The organism is Acidisphaera sp. L21, from assembly GCF_009765685.1.
Taxonomy (GTDB): domain Bacteria; phylum Pseudomonadota; class Alphaproteobacteria; order Acetobacterales; family Acetobacteraceae; genus LMUY01.
The window spans coordinates 18,069-37,999 of the sequence record NZ_LMUY01000001.1; the positions used below are offsets into that span (position 1 = coordinate 18,069).

Consider the following 19,931-nt stretch of genomic DNA (forward strand, 5'->3'; position numbering starts at 1 on the left):
GCGCATGGCATAAAGGAAATGCCTAATGAGTTGCCCGTGTTTCGATGTGCGCGCCAAGCCTGTCCTTCTTGCTTTGGTAAAAAGCGGTTTTCAGCCGAAAATTGCACACTCTGGAAGGAACGTTATCGCGTTCTGACATACTCTTGCGTTTGCTCGGCCAACGCGTCGATTGCGGCGCGGACCCGAAACGGCAGGGTTGGTGCTCGCGGCCAGACTGCGTGGATGTCGGTGACCAAGGATGGCAACGCCGGCAGCACCTGTCGGAGCACTCCTAACCGAAGCCGGTCAGCGATCAGCCAGCTTGGTAGCCAAGCCAGCCCATACCCAGACAATGCCGCGTCGACGATGGCGCCGAGATCGTCAAACCGCATCCGGGTTGGTGGAATAACCTCCAGCAGCGACGTATCCGGTTGGGGAAACAACCACGCCTGGATGCGTCCACGGCGCGCATAGGTGATCGCATTGTGGTGCCGCAAATCGTCCAGATTCTCGGGCAAGCCGCATCGGTCGATGTAGCTCGGCGCGGCGCAAATTATCGTCTGTTCCTGCATGATCTTGCGCTTCATCAGACCTGCCGCGTTTCCAAGTGGCCCGTTGCGCACGGCGAGATCGAAACCGTCCTCCACCAAGTTGACGACGCGGTCGCTGAATTCGAGTTGCAGTTCCAGCGTCGCGTGCTGTGTTGCTAACCGCATCAACACCGGGGCAGCGCACACGCGCCCGAACAGAAGCGGCATCGAGACCCGCAAGGTGCCGCTCGCCGTCTTGCGCCCTGTCTCCAACGCGGTCTGTCCTGCCTGAAGTTCGGCGAGCGCACGCTGGCAGCGTTCGAAGAAGGCAGCCCCGTCATCGGTCAGGCCAATTGCCGCGTCGTGCGGTGAAACAGGCGCGCCCCAAGGCGGGTTTCGAGCCGGGCCACCGCCTTACCAACGGCTGAGCGAGATTGATTGAGCCGGCGCGCCGCGGCGGAAAACCCGCCCGTCTCCGCGGACGCGACAAACGCATGGACGTCGTTGAAGTCGATCACAGCTATTGTCGAACCCCAGGCACCAATCTGATGCAAATTTAGCGGCACTTGATGCGCCTGCGAAGCTCTATCTGTGGGTTGCCGCTTCCGGAGATGTTCTATGAGCCGACCACTCGTATTCGCGCTGCTTCTGGCAGCTACCATGTCACCCGACGCCGCATGGGCCCAGACCTCAATCCCAACTATTGCACAGATCAGCGCCCTGGGACCCGAGGGCGAGGCGTTATCGCACCGCGCCGGGCGCTGGAACGTTACCGAGAGCGTGTGGGACCATCTGGGCGCCAATCCGGTGGTCAGCACCGCATGGGTCGCCGAACGCCACATGGTCGGTATGTTCCTGCAAGAGACGCTACTTGCCGCCGGTGACGCCGCCGCTGCGCCAAATCGGATCGATTACCTGGGCTTCGATCGCGTCGAAGGGCGGTGGGATTACCTCTCGCTCGACGTCCGGGCGCCGGTCGGCCTCATGCCTGCCTGGAGCTTCGATCGTGGCGAACCCAACCGCATCGTCCTCAGCTTCCTGCCCTTCGCCGTGGCCGGGGGCGGCCCGGCGGTGACAGGCCAGATGCTCCGCATGCAGGAAGTCGTCACCCGCGACGGTCCGGATCACGAGACCAAGGACCAACTCTTCATCCTTGCCGACGGCACTGGCACGCCGTGGCTGGCACACCGCTACGACTATGTCCGGCAGCACTGAAACCACCCGGCCGACAGCGGTAACGGAGCGTAAAGGTAAACGCCGTTAGCATCGCGGCCACACTGATCCGGCCTCGTGCCGCCTGGAGATCCGCTGCCATGCTCAGAATCCCCGCCTTACACTGGGTTCTGTTGCTTGCCGTCATCGCCGTTGGATTGGCAGTCCGCAGCCGGATCAGCCTGCCGCGGGCCGACGCGCAAATCCTATCGGCGCCGGTCGTGCCGCAGCCAGCGATGCCGGCGGTAATCCGGCCCAGCCAGTCTGGCAACGGGGCCACTGCGCGGCGCGACCGCAACGGCAATTTCATCTTCGACGCCCGGGTCAATGGCATGCCGCTGCAAATGGTGTTCGACACCGGCGCCTCCGTGACCAGCCTGCGGGCCGAGGATGCGGCGCGGGTGGGAATCGACACCGGTTCGCTGAACTACTCCGCCACCGTCAGCACTGCCAATGGCCATACCTCCGTCGCCCCCGTGATGATCGAAACGCTGACGGTCGGGGACATCACCCGGCACTACGTAACAGCCGTCGTGGCCCGGCCGGGCGTTCTCGGCATGAACCTGCTGGGCCAATCCTTCATGGCCAAGATCGGCGGCTATCGGGTGGTCGGGCAGGACCTCGTCTTGCAGGGCGAACCATAACCCCACCCGGCGGGTTGTCCTGCGAGGCCAACTCCGGCAGCTTCGACTGCTTCAGCCATTGCCGGGATCACGATGGGCCGTAACCCACTCCTCGCGGGGTTCGACTTGCTCACCCTGCGGCTATTCACCGCAGTCTGCGAGGAGGGCAGCATCAACCGGGCCGCGGCGCGGGAGCACATCGCCCTGTCCGCACTCAGCCGCCGCATCTCCGACTTGGAGGCGGTGCTGGGCCTGACCCTGCTGCGGCGCCACAGCCGCGGCGTGGAGCCGACCGGCGCCGGGCTGGCGCTGGTGCAACACGCCAACATCATCCTGCGCGACGTGCTGCAGATGGAGGCGGACCTCGCCCAGCGCATGGACGGCGTGCGGGGGACCATCCGGCTATACGCCAACACCTGGGCCATCGCGGAATACGTGCCCGCCCATATCAGCGCCTTCCTGGCCGCCCACCCCCTGCTGAATGTCGAGATCGAGGAAGCCGTCAGCGTTGAGACGCTTCGCGCCGTGCGCGACGGCACCGCCGACATCGGCATCGTCATCAGCGAGATGGGGGCCGAGGGGATACACCTGCTGCCCTATGCCGGCGACCACCTGGTGGCCATCATGCCGCCGGATCACCCGCTGGCTGGCACCGGACCGATTGGCCTGGCGGAGATCGCACCCTACGACATCATCGGTTCCAGCAAGGGCAGCGCGCTGGAGCAATTGGTGCTGACGGGGGCGGCCGAACTGGGCGTGGCACTACGCATCCGCGCCCGGATCTCCGGGTTCGAGACGCTATACCGCATGATCCAAGCCGGGCTGGGCATCGGCATCGGCCCGTCGCTCCCCGCGACCCGACACTGCGCGGCCATGAACCTAATGATGCGGCCGCTGAACGAGGCCTGGTCGCATCGCCGGCTCAGCATCTGTCTGTCGGTCGGGCAACAGCCCCCGCACGTCAAACTTTTGGCCGAGCATCTGGTGACGGTCGGCGGAGCTTTCGCGGTTGGCGAAAGCGCCTTGCCGTAAAAAGCTTTCGGCGCGGGCCACCCGTGCGCTAGCGTCCCCGTAATGGCGCAACGACGCCGGTGGAGGAGATGCCGCATGCTGGACGATACGGGTCCGCGCACGCTGTTCGACAAGATTTGGGACCGGCACAAGGTGCTGGAACGCCCAGACGGACAGACGTTGCTCTATGTCGATTGCCACCTGGTGCATGACGGGTCGGCCCCCGCCTTCCAACGCCTTGCCGAGCGCAACCTGGCGGTTCGCGTGCCGCGCCGCACCTTTGCCACGCCCGACCACTACGTCCCCACCTCCAGCCGCGACATCACCACGATCGACAATCCGGAGCATCGGTTCCTGGTGGAACAGTTGGCGGAGAACACGGCGCGCGAGGGCGTCACCATGTTCGGCCTCGGCGACCCACGACAGGGCATCGTCCATATCGTGGGGCCGGAAGAAGGGTTGAGCCAACCCGGCATCCTACTGGTCTGTGGCGACAGCCATACCTCCACCCATGGTGCATTGGGCGCGCTGGCCTTCGGCATCGGCTCGTCGGAGGTGACGCACGTCCTGGCGACGCAAACGGTATGGCAGCGCAAGCCGAAAAGCATGCGGATCACCGTTGAGGGCGATCTCGCGCCGGGTGTGACGGGTAAGGACGTGATCCTGGCCATCATCGCCACCATCACCGCCGCCGGGGCCACCGGACACGTGATCGAATACGCCGGCAGTGCTATTCGCGGTCTGTCGATGGAGGGGCGGCTGACGCTGTGCAACATGTCGATCGAGGCCGGTGGCCGCGCTGGCATGGTCGCCCCGGACGAGACGACGTTCGACTACCTGAAGGGCCGCCCCTACGCCCCCTCTGGCCAGGCGTGGGAGCAGGCGGTGCAGCGCTGGCGTCGCCTGCCGACCGACCCCGGCGCCGTGTTCGACACCGAAGTGACGCTGGACGCCGCCGCGATCGAGCCGATGGTCACCTGGGGCACCAGCCCGCAAAACGCCATTCCCATCTCCGCCGCCATCCCCGACCCGGCGAATGAACCAGACCTGGACCGTCGCCAAGGCATGGAAAAGGCGTTGGCTTATATGGGTCTGCAACCCGGGACGCAGATGACCGATGTCACCGTGGATCGCGTGTTCATCGGCTCGTGCACCAATGGCCGGATCGAGGATCTGCGGGCCGCCGCCGCCGTGGCCCGTGGCCGCCACGTGGCACCCGGCGTGGTCGCCTGGGTGGTGCCCGGCAGCGGTCTCATCAAGCGCCAGGCCGAGGCGGAGGGGCTGGATCGCATCCTAGTGGATGCCGGGTTCGAATGGCGCCAGGCCGGTTGCTCGATGTGCCTAGGCACGAATGGCGATATCGTGGCGCCGGGCCAGCGCTGCGCCTCAACCTCCAACCGTAACTTCCAGGGGCGCCAGGGCCCCGGCGCACGAACCCACCTCATGAGCCCGGCCATGGCGGCCGCCACCGCAGTCACGGGGCGCCTGGCGGATTTCCGCACTCTGGCAGGTGCCGCATGAGCACGCAGTTCACCGGCATCGATGCGGTCGGCCTGCCAGTCCCGGGCCAGAACGTCGATACCGACCAGATCATCCCCGCCCGCTACCTCAGCCGCCCACGGGAGCTGGGGCTGGCTGAATGCCTGTTCCACGACCTCCGCTTCAACACCGATGGTTCGGAGAAGCCGGATTTCGTGCTGAACCAGTTGCCCTTTCGCGACGCGCGCGTGGTGGTGGGGGAGCATAATTTCGCCTGCGGTTCGTCGCGGGAAAACGCCGTCTGGGCTTTTCACGATTACGGCTTCCGCGTCGCAATCGCGCCCTCCTTCGGCGACATCTTCCGCAACAACTGCTTCCAGAACGGCATGCTGCCCATCATCCTGCCGCGGGAAACCGTGGACGATCTGCTGGCGCAACTGCAGGCCCATCCGGGCGTGCATGTGCAGGTGGATCTTCCCTCGCAAACCGTCACCTTTCCCGACGGCTCGCAGCATGAGTTCGAGATCGACGCCTTCCGCAAGCACTGTCTGCTGAACGGCGTCGACGAGATTAGCTTCACCCTCGAACAATCGGCGCAGATCGCCGCTTTCGAAAATCGCTACGGCCGGGAGAATATGGAATGAAGATCGCAGTGCTCGCTGGGGACGGCATCGGCCCCGAGGTAACCGCCCAATCGGTGAAGGTTCTGCGCACCCTGGCCGGCAACCGGCTGGACCTGCAGATGACGTCCGCCCCGATCGGCCAGGCTGGCGTCGATGCCGACGGCGTGCCGCTGCCGGACGCGACGCTGAAGCTCGCCGGTGAGTCGGACGCGATCCTGTTCGGCTCCGTCGGCGGACCCACCGACGAACTGCCAGACCGCAAGAAGCGCCCCGGCGCCGGGCTGCTAAAGCTTCGAAAGGCGCTGACCCTCTTCGCCAACTACCGCCCGGCGGTGTTGTTCGAGGAACTGATCGGCGCCTCCACCCTGCGGCCCGAAATCGTCCGTGGCGTCGACATGCTGATCCTGCGCGAACTGAACGGCGACCTGTATTTCGGCGAGCCGCGCGGCGTGCATATGGAGGACGGCAAGCGCGTCGGCATCAACACGATGCGCTATTCCGAGGACGAGATTGCCCGCATCGCCCATGCAGGGTTTAAGGCGGCACAGGGCCGGCGCGGCAAACTCTGCTCGGTCGACAAGTCGAACGTGCTGGAAACCATGCAGCTTTGGCGCGAAGTGGTGATGGAGGTCGGTCGTGAATACCCGGATGTCGAACTATCGCATTTGTATATCGACGCCGCCTCGATGATGCTGATCCGCAAGCCGACCCAGTTCGACGTGATCGTCACCGGCAACGTCTTCGGCGACATTTTGTCGGACGCCGCCGCCATGCTCACCGGCTCGATCGGTATGCTGCCCTCCGCCTCGATGGGCCCGGGCACCCAAGGCTTGTTCGAGCCGGTGCACGGTTCGGCGCCCGACATTGCTGGGAAGGATATCGCGAACCCCATCGCCTCGATCCTCTCCTCCGCCATGATGCTGCGCTACTCGCTGGGCCTGCCGGAGGAGGCGGACAAGGTGGAACGCGCGGTGCGTACCGTGCTTGCCGCTGGGCTGCGCACCGTCGATATCCAGCAGCCCGGCACGCGCCTGGTTGGCACCGCAGAAATGGGCGACGCCATCGCCGCCGCGCTGGAGATAGCTGCCTAGCTGCACTGCCTAATGGGAGGACACAATGACAACAAAAACCACCTGCCTGGCGCTTATACTTGCTCTATCGCTATCGTTTGGGCCGGCCCGTGCCGCCGAACAGCTTGAAAAGAAGTCACTGGAGATAGGAACGGCCTCACTCGGCCTGACCTACCTGCCGGTGATCATCGCCGACCGGAAAGGCTTCTTCAAGGAAGAGGGTCTGACAGTTGAGATCGCTGCCTTCGCCGGCGGCTCGAAGGCGTTGGAGGCGTTGATGGGTGGCAGCCTCGACATGGTGTCGGGCGCCTATTCCAACACGCTGACTATGGCGGCGAAGAACCAGAAGTTGGTGGAGTTCGTGGAGCAGATCCGCTGCCCGGGCTTCGTACTCGCCGTGTCCAAGCGCAAGGCCGCCACGTTCAAGGGACCGGCGGATCTGAAGGGCTGGAATGTCGGCGTGAGTGCGCCGGGGTCCAGCACGCATATGGTGCTGAACTACATCCTGTCGAAGGGCGGGCTGCAGCCGACCGACGTGTCGGTAATCGGCGTCGGCACCTCCGCCGGCGCGGTGGCGGCAATGCGCGCCGGGCAGATCGACGCCATCGTGAACAGCGACCCGGTGATCACCATCCTGCTGCAGCATGGCGACGCCATCAACGCGATGGACATGCGATCCCCCGCCACCAGCGACGCCGTGTTCGGCGGCCCGTATCCGGAGGCGAGCGTCTACGCCACCGCCGCCTTCGCCGCCAAGAATCCGCACACGATGCAGGCAGTCGCCAACGCCGTGCTGAAGGCGGAACAGTGGATGGCGAAGGCCACGCCGGACCAGATCGCCGATGCGTTGCCGGAGGAATATCTGCTGGGCGATCGTCCCACCTATATCAATGCCTTGAATGCCATGCGCACTTGCTATTCGCCGGACGGGCTGATGAGCAAGGACGCGGCGCAGACGGTGCTAAAAGTCCTCGGCGCCTTTGATGACACCGTGCGTGACGCGAAAATCAACGTAGAGACAACCTATGACAATCACTATGTCGAGCACGCTGCGGCCGCCGCCAAGTAAGGTTGCACCTTTGGCGGCGGTAGAACTGAAGAACGTCACCTGCCAATTCGCCGGCTCCGGCGGTGGCACCTACACCGCCGTGTCCGACGTCGACCTCCGCATCGAGGATGCGGAGTTCGTCGCCGTTGTCGGTCCCACTGGATGCGGCAAGAGCACGCTGCTGAACGTCGCCTCCGGCCTGCTGGAACCGTCCTCCGGTGACGTGTTGGTTTTCGGCAAGCCACTATCCGGGCTCAACCGGCAATCTGCCTATCTGTTCCAGGCCGACGCGCTGATGCCGTGGCGGACGGCGCTGGACAACATCGCCGCCGGGCTGCTGTTCCGCAACATGCGCAAGGCCGAGGCGGAGGCTCAGGCGCGCGACTGGCTCGCCCGCGTCGGTCTGCGCGCCCATGCGGACCGCTATCCACACCAGATGTCCGGTGGCATGCGCAAACGTGTGGCGCTGGCCCAGGCGCTGATCCTGGACCCGCCCATCCTGCTGATGGACGAGCCGTTTAGCGCGCTGGACATTCAGACCCGGCAGTTGATGGAGGACGAGCTGCTGCAGCTTTGGTCCGTCAATCGCAAATCGGTGATTTTCGTGACGCACGATCTGGAAGAAGCGATTTCGTTGGCAGATCGCGTGGTGGTTCTGGCGGCCGGCCCGGGCACCCGCCCCGTGGCGGAGTTCAACATCACCCTGCCGCGCCCGCGCGAGGTGTCCGAGATCCGCATGACACAAGAATTCCTCGAACTGCATACCGCGATTTGGCAAGTGCTGAAGAAAGAGGTGCTGAAAAGCCATGCGCACGCCCAAGGCTAAACCCCGGGGCCCCGTCGCCCCACGCTCGGTCCTGCACTTCCAGATCATCCTGCTGCTGGGCATTTTCGTTGCCTGGTGGGGGCTGGTGAAGCTGGACATCATCCCGCAGTTCTTCTTCGGTGACCCGGTGGGCGTGATGCAGCGCCTGATCAAATGGTTCGTCACGGGCAGCATCTGGACGCACCTGATCAACACGCTGATCGAGACGATGCTGGGCTTCGTCATCGGCACCGTGAGTGGCCTGGTCTGCGGCCTATGGCTGGCATTGAACCCGATGCTGGCACGCGTGTTCGACCCGTTCATCAAGGCCGCCAATTCGATGCCGCGGCTGATCTTCGCGCCGATCTTCGCCTTGTGGTTCGGGCTGGGCATCTGGTCGAAGGTGGCGCTGGGCGTCACGCTGGTATTCTTCGTCGTGTTCTTCAACGTGTTCCAGGGCGTGCGGGAAGTCAGCCCGGTCGTTCTGGCCAATGTGCGACTGATGGGCGCCAACCGGCGGCAGTTGATGCGTTGGGTCTATTTGCCGTCGGCCACCAGCTGGGTGTTCTCCTCCCTGCACAATGCCGTAGGCCTGGCCTTCGTCGGCGCCGTCATCGGCGAGTATCTCGGGTCCGCCCGCGGCGTGGGCTACCTGATCCTGCAGGCGGAAGGCGTGTTCGACATCAACAGCGTGATCGCCGGCATCCTGCTGCTGACGGTATTCGCCCTGCTGCTGGACATCGTCGTGTCACGTGTCGAGGTGCGACTGCTGCGCTGGCAAGCCCCGGTGCAGGCACAAACCGTGCAGGCACAGACCGTGAAAACGCCGGCTGGCCAGGTCCAGGCGGTGCAGGCATGATGATCGTCCGCGCACCGCATGGCTGAGCCGCGTCCGGCCGTCACCACGCTGCAATTCAACACGACGGTCCGCTTCGGCCGCGGCGCCCGGTCGCTATTGCCGGGCGAATTGCGGGCGTTGGGCATCGGCCGGCCATTGGTCGTCACCGACCGCGGCGTCATCGCCGCCGGGGTTCTGGCGCTGGCCCTTGGAGATCTGCGCGGCGATGTCTTCAATGCGACGCCAGCCAACCCGACGGAGGATTCCACCGCCCTCGCCCTTGCCCAGTATCGCGAGGCGGACGCCGACGGCATCATCGGCATTGGCGGCGGCGCGGCGCTCGACCTGGCCAAGGCCGTCGCGGTCATGGCCGGTTCGCCACCGGGCCACGAGGGCACGTTGTGGGAGTATTGCAACCGCCACGCTGCCCCCCGGCCGATCCAATCCCCGCCGCCACTGATCCTGCTGCCCACCACCGCCGGTAGCGGCAGCGAAGTCGGGCGCTCCGCCGTCATCATCTTTCGCAATGGCATCAAGGCCGGAATCGGCTGCCCCCGCATCGTCAGCCTCGCCATCTGCGACCCGGACCTCACCCTCACGCTGCCGCCAGGGATGACCGCCGCGACCGGGATGGACGCGCTGTCGCATTGCGTGGAAACCTTCTGCTCCCCCACCATCAATCCACCCGTGGATGCCATCGTGCTGGACGGCCTCGCTCGCCTATCGGCCGCGATCACGCTAGCAACCGCCAATGGCAGCGATCATGCCGCTAGGTGGGACATGATGATGGGCGCGCTGGAGGGCGCGATCGGGTTCCAGAAAGGCATGGGCGCGGTGCATTCCCTGTCGCACGCGCTGGGCCCGCTCGGCTTTCATCACGGCACGCTCAACGCCGTGTTGCTGCCGCCCGTCATGGCGGCAAACCAGGACGTGCTTGGGGACAAGCTCGGCCGGCTCCGCACGGCGATGCGGCTGCCTATCGATGCGGATATCCCAGAGGCGTTTGCTGCGCTCAACGCATCGCTTGGCCTGCCGTCGGGGCTCGGCGCCATGGGGTTCGATCGTTCCATGATCCCGGCGATCGCCCTGGCAGCCATGGACGACAATGCCCACCGCACCAACCCGCAGCCCCTGGGGCCACTTGATTACGAGGCGATCCTGAACCATGCCCTATAGCCGCGCCCTTCTGGCAACCGCACTCGCCCTGTTGGCGGCTTCATCCGCCGCGGCCGCCGACCTCACCCCCGTGCGTCTCGCCTCGGCCGCCCAGGTCGCCACCTACGCGGCCCCCTACATTGCGCTCACCAAGGGTTATTACCGCGAGCAAGGCCTCGACGTGTCCATCGTCAGTTTCCAAGGCGGGGGCAAGGCGATGGAAGCGATGATGGGCGGCAGCGCCGACGCGGTCATCGGCTCGTACAGCAACACCATAACCCTGGCAGCCCGCGGCCAGAGGGTGCAGACCTTCATCAACTACTTGGTCTGCCCAGGCTACGTCCTTGCAGTTGGCAAAGGCCACCCGGCCAAAACGCTGGCCGATCTGCGCGGTCGCACCATTGGCATCACCTCCCCCGGTTCCAACACCCAGCAGACGCTTAACTACCTGATGAAGACCGCGGGGTTTGGGCCGGACGAATACAGCGCCGTCGGCATCGGCAACACTGCCGGTGCGGTGGCCGCCGTGCGCTACGGTAAAGTGGACGCGCTGATCCTGCCGGAACCCATCATCTCCCTGTTGGAGAACGCCGGCGACGTGACCGACCTGCTGGACATGCGCAGCGCCAAGGGCAGCGAGGCTGCAATGGGCGGCCCCTATCCGGAGGGCAGCCTGCTCGCCCGCACCGACTACATCGACAGCCACCCCAAAATCATCCAGGCGTTGACCAACGCCGTGGTGAAGGCGATGCGGTTCGTCGCCACGGCGTCCCCGGCAGACGTCACTGCCGCGCTGCCGAAGGAAATCGTCGGTGATAACCCGGCGCTGATCGCCGAGAGCATCGCGAAGATTAAAACCTGCTATTCCACCGACGGGTTGCTCACCCCCGCCGGCGTGCAGAAGGTAATGGATGTGTTGACCACCAACGTGTCGGAATTGAAGGATGCCAAGGTCGATCTATCCCAGACCTACACCAACAGCTTCGTTCAGCAGGCGACCCCATGACCTACCTTCAGGAAGCGGCGATCGAACCCGACCTGCCGATCATCGATCCGCATCATCATCTGTACGACCGGCCAACCATCCATTATTTGTTCGAGGAGTTGTTGGCCGACACGCAAGCCGGGCACAACATCCGCAAAACCGTCTACATCGAAACCACCGCCATGTCCCGCGCCCATGGCCCGGCGCCGATGCGCCCGGTGGGCGAAACCGAGTTCGCCAACGGTATCGCCGCGCGCAGCGCCAGCGGCCTGTATGGCGAGGTCCGCCTGTGCGCGGGCATCGTCGGCTACACCGACCTGGCACTCGGCGCCCGTGTTGCCGAGGTGCTGGCCGCCCATATCGCCCATGGCGGCGGCCGTTTCCGCGGCATCCGGCAGGCGGCCTATTGGGACAGCGACGAGAGCGTCTTCAAATACGTCCGCCGTCGGCCGCCGGAAAAACTCCTGCTCGCGCCCCAGTTCCGCGAGGGCTTTGCCGAGTTGCACAAGCAAGGCCTCAGCTTCGACGCGCTCGTCTGGCACCCGCAACTCCCCGAATTGACCGACCTCGCCCGCGCTTTCCCCGAAACATCGATCATCCTGAACCATGTCGGCTCCCCCCTGCTCGTCGGCACCTACGCCGGCAAACAGGCGGAGGTGTTCGAGCAATGGCGCCGCGCCATGCGCACGCTGGCGACCTGCGACAACGTGACGGTGAAACTGGGCGGCTTCGGCATGGAGTCGGCCGGCTTCCCCTTCGCCGAGCACCCCGGCACCGCCACATCTGACGAACTCGCCGACGCCTGGAAGCCTTATGTGGAAACCTGCATCGAACTCTGGGGGCCGGAGCGCTGCATGTTCGAGAGCAACTTCCCAGTCGACCGCGCCACCTGCGGTTACGGGCTGATCTGGAACGCGTTCAAGAAGATCTCCGCCCAATACACGCCGGGCCAACGCGCCGCCTTGTTTCACGACACTGCGGCCCGGATATACCGGCTGATGGATGAAGGCGCCGTTGATCAGGCCTGACGGAGAAATTCATTCACGGCACGCGGGATCTTCACACGCGGTGCAGCGACCTCGTGACCCCAAACTGGACGCTCCGGCCGCCAAGGTGCATGCTTCCATCATGCAACGCGGGTCGCTCGCCGTCCCGGTCGACTGACCCAGTCCGCCGCCCCGGTGCGATCACGGAGGAGTGAAGACCCATGCCAACGCTGCGGATCAACGGACAGTCGCACTTGATCGACGCACCCGACGACATGCCGCTGTTATGGGCGCTGCGCGACATGGTGGGGCTCACGGGCACCAAGTTCGGCTGCGGCATTGCCCAATGCGGCGCCTGCACCGTGCATCTGGATGGCAAGGCAGTGCGGTCCTGCCTTCTGCCGATCGGGTCGATAGGTAACCAGGCAATCACCACGATCGAGGCCATAGGCGACACCGCCACGGGTGCGAAGGTGCAGAAGGCGTGGCTGGACATTGAGGTGGTGCAATGCGGCTACTGCCAGTCCGGCCAGATCATGGCCGCAACCGCCCTGCTGAACGCCACGCCCAAGCCCGATGACAACGACATCGACGCTGCCATGGCTGGGAATATCTGTCGCTGCGGCACCTATGTGCGCATCCGGCAGGCGATCAAAAACGCCGCGGTGTCGGCTTAGGGGTGTGGCCATGACAATGCTTGCCCCCATCGCCCCGTCCCTGTCCCGTCGCGGCTTCCTCACGGCCGGTGCTGCCCTCGGCGGTGGCTTACTGATGGGCTTTCGGATCGACGTCGCCCAGGCTGCGGTACCATCTGCGTTACCATCCGCGCTGCCGCCGGGCGTGCCGCCGGTGCCGAACGGGTACTCGATCAACCCAAACGCCTTCGTCGCCATCGCCCCGGATGGCAAGGTCACGTTCCAGATCCCGCAGGAGGAAATGGGCCAGGGTGTCTACACCTCTCTCTCGCAGCTCATCGCCGACGATCTGGATGTGGCGCTGGACCGCGTCACCCCGGTGCCGGCGCCCCCGGTAGAGGCCCTTTATGGCTCCCCGGGCTCGGGGCGTATGGGCACAGGCGGTTCGCGCTCGGTCCGCAGCTTCTACACAGTGCTGCGCGTCGTCGGCGCCTCGGCCCGCGCCATGCTGGTGCAGGCCGCGGCGGACCGCTGGCAGGTCGACCCCAAGACTCTGCGCACCGACAATGGCGAGGTGATCGACGACGCCAATGGCGGTCGCCGGTTGTCCTACGGCGAGTTGGCCCAGGCCGCATCGGCCCTACCTGTTCCCACCGATGTCGTGCTGAAGGCCGACAAGGACCTGAAGCTGATCGGCAAGCCGGTGCACCGGCTCGACACACCGGCAAAGGTCAACGGCACGGCGCAATACGGCATCGACGTCCGCCTGCCCGGCCTGCGCATCGCCACCCTCGCCGCGTCCCCGGTCGTCGGCGGCAAGGTCGCGCATGTGGATGACGGTGAGTTCAAGAAGCTACCCGGCCTGCAGCTTGTCGTGCTGGATGACATCGTCGCCGTGGTCGGCCCGCATTTCTGGGCCGCCAAGACCGGGCTGGACGCGCTGGACATCACCTGGGATGGCGGCCCGGACGGCAAGATCGACTCGCCGCAGCTTTGGCAGGCCCTCCGCGAGACCAGCGCCAAGCCCGGCGCGCTCGGCACCAACAAGGGCGACACCACGAAGGCGGAGGGCGACCGCTTAGACGTCGCCTACGAACTGCCCTTCCTGTCGCACGCCCCGATGGAACCGCAGAACTTCACCGTCCACGTGAAGGACGGCGGCTGCGAGATGTGGGGCGGTAGCCAGGTGCAGGCCGCCGCCTGGAATGCCGCGGCCAAGGTGCTGGGCATCAAGCCGGAGAAGGTCGTGTTCCACAACTACATGCTGGGGGGCGGGTTTGGCCGCCGCCTGGATGTGGACATGGTGACCAAGGCGGTGCGCATTGCGCAAAAGGTCGATGGCCCAGTGAAAGTCGTCTGGACCCGGGAGGAAGACATCACGCAGGACGTCTACCGCCCGGCCTATCGCAACGTCATGTCCGCTACGCTGAAGGACGGCAAGGTGACGGGCTGGAGCCACCGCATCGCCGCCGGGTCGGTGGCAGTGCGCATGTCCGGCAAGCCGCTGGACGGCGGACTGGACCGCGGCGCGCTGGAGGGTGCCACCGAGAACAATTACGGCGTGCCTAACTTCCACGTCGAGTTCATCGAAGCCAAGCCCCGCGCCATCAACGTCGGCTACTGGCGCGGCGTCGCCCCCAACAACAACGTCTTCGCCAGCGAAAGCCTGATGGACGAACTGGCCCTCAAGGCCGGGCAGGATCCGGTGGCCTTCCGCCTGGCCCACCTGTCCAGCACCCCACGCCTGAAAGCCGCGGTGGAGCGTGTGGCGAAGGAGGCGAATTGGGGCTCCCCCCTGCCGTCCCGCGTCGGCCGTGGCATCTGCGCGCAATTCGCATTTGGCACCTTCATCGCGACCATCGCGGAGGCAGAGGTCGATACCAGCGGCCATGTGCGGGTGCGCCGCATGACTTCCGTCATCGATGCCGGCCGCGTGGTCAACCCGGACGGCATGTTGGCCCAGGTGCAGGGCGGGCTAATCTTCGGCCTCACCGCGGCACTATACGGTGAAATCACCATCAAAGACGGCCGGGTCGAACAGCGCAACTTCAACGACTACCGCATGATGCGCATCAACGAGGCACCCTCGATCGACGTCTACATGATCGAGAACACCGAAGCACCCGGCGGCATCGGCGAACCCGGCGTCACCGCCGCCGCACCCTCGCTGGTGAACGCTATCGCCGCGGCCACCGGGGTACGCCTGCGCCGGCTACCAATCGACCGAGATAAACTGGCCGAGCGGAAAACGGCGTCACTATGAAAAGGCTGCTTCTGGCGGTCCTCGCGGTGATCGTCATCGCCGGGGCCGGCTTGGGCGTGTGGCTGGTCGCGATCCCCGGCCCCACGGCATTTGCCAAGGGCGCTACCGTTGCGCTCGCCGACTACAGAGCTGCCAACCCCACCGGCGTACCAACCGAACTCGCAAGCGCCGATCTGGTGGCGCGCGGCGAATACCTCACCCATGCGGCAGATTGCTTCGCCTGCCATACGGCGAAGGGCGGCAAGGCCTATGCTGGCGGGCTGGCCTTTAACCTGCCCGGCATGGGTACGCTCTATTCCACCAACATCACGCCGGACAGGGCGACCGGGATCGGCAACTACACCGACCAGCAATTCATCGACGCCGTGCGCCGCGGCGTGCGTGCCGACGGGCAGCATCTGTATCCCGCGATGTCGTACGCCGCCTACACCTACATGACGGACACCGACGCGCTGGCCATCAAGGCCTATCTGTTCAGCCTGCCCCCGGTCGCAGCCCCGGCGGTCGACAACAAGATGGCGTTCCCGTTCAATCAACGCTGGCTCATGGCGTTTTGGAACGCCGCCTACAACGCGAACGCGGTCTACCGCCCCAATCCGTCGCAAAGCCCCGAGTGGAACCGCGGCGCGTATCTGGCCGAGGCGTTGGGCCATTGCGGCGAGTGCCACACACCCCGCAATCCTGCCTTCGCCCTGGACAACCGGGATAAATTCGCCGGCACCATCACCGCCGGCTGGCGCGCCTATAACATCACGCCAGACCCCACCTCCGGCCTAGGCGCCTGGAGCGACACCGACCTCGCCACCTACTTGTCCACCGGCCATGCCGAAGGCCATGGCGGCGCCGCCGGGCCAATGGGCGAGGCATCCGACAACAGCCTGTCCTACCTGACGCAACCCGACATCCACGCCCTGATGGTCTATCTGCGCAGCATCCCCGCCACCAGCGGCGGCCTGCCGCAAGTGACGCTCGCGCCCGCACCCGCCTCGTATCGGCAGGGCGTCACCCCAGATGCCAATCCCCGCGGCGCGGCCATCTTTGCCAGCGCCTGCGCCAGCTGCCACAGCTGGACGGGCGTCAGTTCACTCAGCAAATACGCCACCCTCACTGGCGATCGGGCAATTAACGACCCATCCGCGATGAACGTGGCGCAGGCGGTGATCCATGGCGTGCAACGCAAGATCGATGGCAAGGCGGTGTTCATGCCGTCCTTCGGCGCCGCCTATTCCAACGACGAAATCGCCGCCGTCGCCAACTACGTCACTGCACGTTTCGGGGCTGAAGGTGCGGCCTTGAAGGCAAGCGACGTCGCCAAGTTGAAGGACCAATCTGAGTAACCAGCAGAAAGCCTTCTTTTCTAAAGAAAAGAAGCAAAAGACCTCTATCTCATGGGCAGGATGCTGTCCGTCAGAGATCCTTAAAGAGCAAAAGTTTTTGGGTTCTTTTTTGCAAAAAGAACCACTTCTCTGGTCTAACCTCGATCCGAGAGACCTTTCAGATAATGGTTGCCAGACACTCAATTTGGCCGCAGCCTTATCGCATGAGACGCCAAACGGCGCGAAGTGGAGGAAGTATGTCTCACGCGATCAACCCGGCGCTCGCGCCACCCTATGCCGTTGTCGCAGCCTCGCCGATGCGGGTGTTCTGGGCGACCTGGTTCGGCTGGATGCTGGATGGGTTTGACTCGTCGATGTACAGCTACATTCTAGTTGCGGCGCTCACCGACCTGCTGCCGCGCAGTGGCATCCCAGTCACCGCCGCCAATATCGGCTTCTACGGCGGGCTGCTTTTCTCCATCTTCATGCTGGGCTGGGCGTGTTCGATGGTGTGGGGCTGGGCGGCGGACGTGTTTGGCCGCGTTCGCATCATGTGCCTGACGGTGCTGGTCTACTCGATCTTCACCGGGCTGTGCGGCATGGCGACGGGGCTGGTGATGTTCGCGGTCTTCCGCTTCATCGCCGGGTTTGGCATTGGTGGAGAGTGGGCTGCAGGCACACCGCTGCTACATGAATCCGTGCCGGAGCACATGCGGGTTCGGCTAGCTGGCTGGCTGCACACGGCAACCCCGACCGGGCTGTTTCTCGCCGCCTTCGCCACGCTCATCTGCGCCAACACGATCGGCTGGCGCGGGATGTTCTTCCTGGGCATCCTCCCGGCCCTGCTGACGGTCTACCTCCGCCGCCGCATCCCCGAGCCGCTGCGGATCGCCCGCACTGCGTCCACGCCAAAATTCTCCGCGCTGTTCAAGGGCGTGCAGGCGCGGATTACCTGGTCTGCCGCGCTGATGATGTCCTGCATCATCTTCGGCCTGTGGTCGTCCAACTTCTGGGCACCCACCGTCGTCGCTACCAAACTGATCGCGGCCGGTGCCACGCCGGGTCATGCGCAGGCAATGGGCGCCGTGGCCGGGTTGATCACCAATGTCGGCACGCTGACGGGGTGCCTAGCGATGCCATGGATTACCAAGTGGATGGGCGGCCGGCGGCCGGCGGCGGTGCTGTTCTTCCTCGGCTCCATCGTGTCGATCGTCATGTCATATTTCGTCGCCATTCAGCAGCTGAACGACATGACGCTGTTCCTGTGGTTGCTGCCGATCCTGGGTTTCTTCACCAACGGGGTGTTCGCGCTTTACACGATCTGGCTACCGGAAATGTTCCCGATGGCGTTGCGCGGCGCTGGCTCTGGCTTCTCGTTCAGCTTCGGCCGCATCCTGGGCGCCGCTGGACCGACGCTGGTGGGGGCGGTGGCCGCAGTCGCCGGGGGCTATCCCACTGCGATCTCCATCCTGTCGGTCGTCTACGTCCTAGGCCTCGGCTTCATCCTGTTGGCGCCGGAAACCGGGCACCAGGCGCTACAGGAATAGTTCGTTGAATATGCGGGTCCACTCCGCCTCGTGCTGCGCATACAGCATGGGGGAGATGATAGTGCTTTTGAAATGGCCACCCCCCGGCGTCAGATCGGGATCCTTCGGTGTCACATTCGGATGGATGGGCAGGTAGTTCGCATCGCGCAGAACCCCCTGCCCGTCTGGTGACAGAATGAACTCGATCAGCAGCTTCGCCGCGTTTGGATGCTTGGCCGCCTTCAGCAGCGCCACCAGGCTGAAGGAGGACACCACCGGCTCCATCTTCAGCCAGCGGATCGGCGCGCCTTCCGCCTGGCTGATCGCGGCCTGATAATTGTAGATCGACAGCACCACCGGGTATTGCCCGGCGATGTTTTGGTCCAGCACCACGCGCTGCACCGCCGCCACGTTGGCGATCTTCTGCTTGGCCAACGCCTGCAGGTAGCGCATTCCTGCCTCCTGCCCGCGGCTCAGCAGGATGTTGCCGACCAAGCCGATCGGCCCGGTAGAACTTTGATTGTTCGTCCAAGCCATGTGCGACGCCCATCGCGGGTTCAGCAGATCGTCGTAGGTGACGGGGATATCGGCGGGTTTCACCAGATCGGTATTCACGCTGGCGGTCGCGACCTGAAGGTTCGCGGCCGTCCATAGCCCCGATGCATCCTTCAACTCCGCCGGATACGCGGCCGCGGCCTGCGGGATATAGGGCGCGATCATCCCCGCCGCCTGCACCGGCACATATACGGTGCCGCTATCGATGACGTCGGCACGCACATCCCCGGCGCGGTTCTCGTTCAACAGGCGCGTCGTGCCCTCGACCGGGGGCGCCGGCACGGCGCGCAACTTGATCTTCGGATATGTCCGCTCGAACGCCGCGACCATCGGCCGGACCGCGAGGCTGGCAATATAGGTGGTGTACCACACCACCTCGCCCTCACGCTCCGCCGCCGCAACCAGCCCAGGCTCCACCGCCGCACGAGCTGGCAGGGCCAGAGCCGCACTGGCGGCACCCGCAACGAACGTCCGGCGATCGATGCCCGCTCTACGATGTGTCATGTGAAATCCCTCAACCATTGGCCGCAAGATGGGCAATATCGGCTGCGGCCCGCTGCAACCGAGGCAGCAGCGTCGCGATCATCTCCGCCTCCGACACTAGGGCGGACGGGACGCTGGACGCGATGCCCATCCGCGTGCCGGAGGAACCCGGCGGCACCGACACCGCGATAGAGCTTTGCCCGACCACCAGCTCCTCCACGATCGTGGCGAAGCCCTGTTTGCGGATGCTGGCCAGCTTGGCCCGCAACGCCTTCTTGTCAGTGACGGTATGCGGCGTGTAGCCCTCCAGCACTGCCTGCGACAGATAGCGATCCAGCTCGCGTGGGTGGGCCTCCGCCAGTAGGATCTGGCCGATCGCGGTGGCATGCGCCGGGCGACGCAGTCCCGGCCCGGTGCCAACCGGCAGCTTGTTATTCGGGCTCGCCAGCCGGGTGACGTAGATGACGTCCGACTCGATCAGCACCCCCGCAGAGGCCGATTCGCGCGCCTCTTGCGTGTATTGCAGCAGCACGTCTCGCACGATCTCCAACTCCGACATTCCCGCGAGAAAGGTTTGTCCGAATGCGAGCACCGCGGGCGTGAGGCGAAAATGCTTGCCATCGGTCCGCGCCAAACTCATCTCGCACAATGTCAGCAATAGCCGCCTGGCCGCGGCACGGCTGAGTCCGGTGCGGCCCGCGACCTCGCTAATGGTTTGCCGCGGGTGCTCCCGCGTGAAGCTGCGAATGACCTCGATCCCGTGCCGGAAGGACGCAACCGTCTCTCCCCGCTGCGAGGTAGCGCTCATA

Annotated in this window: 20 protein-coding genes; 16 read left to right on the plus strand and 4 right to left on the minus strand. The window is 65.0% G+C overall.

From position 1 onward, the window contains the following. Positions 1-122: 122 nt before the first annotated feature. Both GSQ76_RS30965 and GSQ76_RS30970 read right to left on the minus strand, forming a co-directional pair. Complete coding sequence (locus GSQ76_RS30965) at positions 123-782, minus strand: LysR substrate-binding domain-containing protein (protein ID WP_216850820.1); 660 nt, start codon at positions 780-782, stop codon at positions 123-125. A gap of 71 nt (positions 783-853) precedes the next feature. After that, positions 854-1,027: a LysR family transcriptional regulator gene (locus GSQ76_RS30970; protein WP_216850821.1), complete on the minus strand. Its 174-nt coding sequence runs from the start codon at positions 1,025-1,027 to the stop codon at positions 854-856. 100 nt (positions 1,028-1,127) lie between these two features. On the opposite strand from GSQ76_RS30970, the gene GSQ76_RS00110 reads away from it, so the two are divergent. The 16 genes from GSQ76_RS00110 (at position 1,128) to GSQ76_RS00185 (ending at position 18,105) form a co-directional block, all read left to right on the plus strand. Beyond that, complete coding sequence (locus GSQ76_RS00110; protein ID WP_158741887.1) at positions 1,128-1,724, plus strand: hypothetical protein; 597 nt, start codon at positions 1,128-1,130, stop codon at positions 1,722-1,724. Between the two features lie 98 nt (positions 1,725-1,822). Continuing rightward, positions 1,823-2,365, plus strand: coding sequence for a TIGR02281 family clan AA aspartic protease (locus tag GSQ76_RS00115; protein ID WP_158741888.1), 543 nt, complete (start codon positions 1,823-1,825; stop codon positions 2,363-2,365). Positions 2,366-2,437: 72 nt separating this feature from the next. Next, positions 2,438-3,376, plus strand: a complete 939-nt coding sequence (locus tag GSQ76_RS00120; RefSeq protein ID WP_158741889.1) for a LysR family transcriptional regulator — start codon at positions 2,438-2,440, stop codon at positions 3,374-3,376. 75 nt (positions 3,377-3,451) lie between these two features. Next, positions 3,452-4,876 (plus strand): 3-isopropylmalate dehydratase large subunit, encoded by a 1,425-nt coding sequence (gene leuC, locus GSQ76_RS00125; protein ID WP_158741890.1) that lies wholly within the window; start codon positions 3,452-3,454, stop codon positions 4,874-4,876. Continuing rightward, a complete protein-coding gene (gene leuD / locus GSQ76_RS00130) occupies positions 4,873-5,478 on the plus strand; it encodes a 3-isopropylmalate dehydratase small subunit (protein ID WP_158741891.1) in 606 nt (201 codons plus the stop codon). Before leuC ends, leuD begins: the two co-directional genes overlap by 4 nt. Then, positions 5,475-6,548, plus strand: a complete 1,074-nt coding sequence (gene leuB, locus GSQ76_RS00135; protein WP_158741892.1) for a 3-isopropylmalate dehydrogenase — start codon at positions 5,475-5,477, stop codon at positions 6,546-6,548. Before leuD ends, leuB begins: the two co-directional genes overlap by 4 nt. 25 nt (positions 6,549-6,573) lie before the next feature. Then, a complete protein-coding gene (locus GSQ76_RS00140) occupies positions 6,574-7,596 on the plus strand; it encodes an ABC transporter substrate-binding protein (RefSeq protein WP_158741893.1) in 1,023 nt (340 codons plus the stop codon). After that, a complete protein-coding gene (locus tag GSQ76_RS00145) occupies positions 7,565-8,401 on the plus strand; it encodes an ABC transporter ATP-binding protein (RefSeq protein ID WP_158741894.1) in 837 nt (278 codons plus the stop codon). Before GSQ76_RS00140 ends, GSQ76_RS00145 begins: the two co-directional genes overlap by 32 nt. After that, positions 8,382-9,239, plus strand: a complete 858-nt coding sequence (locus tag GSQ76_RS00150) for an ABC transporter permease (RefSeq protein ID WP_158741895.1) — start codon at positions 8,382-8,384, stop codon at positions 9,237-9,239. The genes GSQ76_RS00145 and GSQ76_RS00150 overlap by 20 nt, the downstream gene beginning before the upstream one ends. Positions 9,240-9,257: 18 nt before the next feature. Continuing rightward, positions 9,258-10,394 carry an iron-containing alcohol dehydrogenase gene (locus tag GSQ76_RS00155; protein ID WP_158741896.1) on the plus strand — a complete coding sequence of 379 codons (1,137 nt, stop codon included), beginning with the start codon at positions 9,258-9,260 and terminating at the stop codon, positions 10,392-10,394. Then, positions 10,384-11,379 carry an ABC transporter substrate-binding protein gene (locus GSQ76_RS00160; RefSeq protein ID WP_158741897.1) on the plus strand — a complete coding sequence of 332 codons (996 nt, stop codon included), beginning with the start codon at positions 10,384-10,386 and terminating at the stop codon, positions 11,377-11,379. The genes GSQ76_RS00155 and GSQ76_RS00160 overlap by 11 nt, the downstream gene beginning before the upstream one ends. Beyond that, positions 11,376-12,386, plus strand: coding sequence for an amidohydrolase (locus GSQ76_RS00165; protein WP_158741898.1), 1,011 nt, complete (start codon positions 11,376-11,378; stop codon positions 12,384-12,386). The genes GSQ76_RS00160 and GSQ76_RS00165 overlap by 4 nt, the downstream gene beginning before the upstream one ends. Before the next feature lie 179 nt (positions 12,387-12,565). After that, positions 12,566-13,021 carry a (2Fe-2S)-binding protein gene (locus GSQ76_RS00170; RefSeq protein ID WP_158741899.1) on the plus strand — a complete coding sequence of 152 codons (456 nt, stop codon included), beginning with the start codon at positions 12,566-12,568 and terminating at the stop codon, positions 13,019-13,021. A 10-nt stretch (positions 13,022-13,031) separates the two neighbouring features. Next, positions 13,032-15,242: a xanthine dehydrogenase family protein molybdopterin-binding subunit gene (locus GSQ76_RS00175; RefSeq protein WP_158741900.1), complete on the plus strand. Its 2,211-nt coding sequence runs from the start codon at positions 13,032-13,034 to the stop codon at positions 15,240-15,242. Next, complete coding sequence (locus GSQ76_RS00180; protein ID WP_158741901.1) at positions 15,239-16,579, plus strand: cytochrome c; 1,341 nt, start codon at positions 15,239-15,241, stop codon at positions 16,577-16,579. The genes GSQ76_RS00175 and GSQ76_RS00180 overlap by 4 nt, the downstream gene beginning before the upstream one ends. A 236-nt stretch (positions 16,580-16,815) precedes the next feature. After that, positions 16,816-18,105 (plus strand): MFS transporter, encoded by a 1,290-nt coding sequence (locus GSQ76_RS00185; protein WP_158741902.1) that lies wholly within the window; start codon positions 16,816-16,818, stop codon positions 18,103-18,105. On the opposite strand, the gene GSQ76_RS00190 is transcribed toward GSQ76_RS00185, so the two are convergent. Together GSQ76_RS00190 and GSQ76_RS00195 are read right to left on the minus strand one after the other, a co-directional pair. After that, entirely contained in the window at positions 18,094-19,143 is a 1,050-nt protein-coding gene (locus GSQ76_RS00190; RefSeq protein WP_158741903.1) for an ABC transporter substrate-binding protein, read from the minus strand. The genes GSQ76_RS00185 and GSQ76_RS00190 overlap by 12 nt on opposite strands. A gap of 10 nt (positions 19,144-19,153) precedes the next feature. Beyond that, on the minus strand, positions 19,154-19,930 hold the full coding sequence (locus GSQ76_RS00195; protein ID WP_158741904.1) for an IclR family transcriptional regulator C-terminal domain-containing protein: 777 nt from the start codon (positions 19,928-19,930) through the stop codon (positions 19,154-19,156). Position 19,931 lies beyond the last annotated feature (1 nt).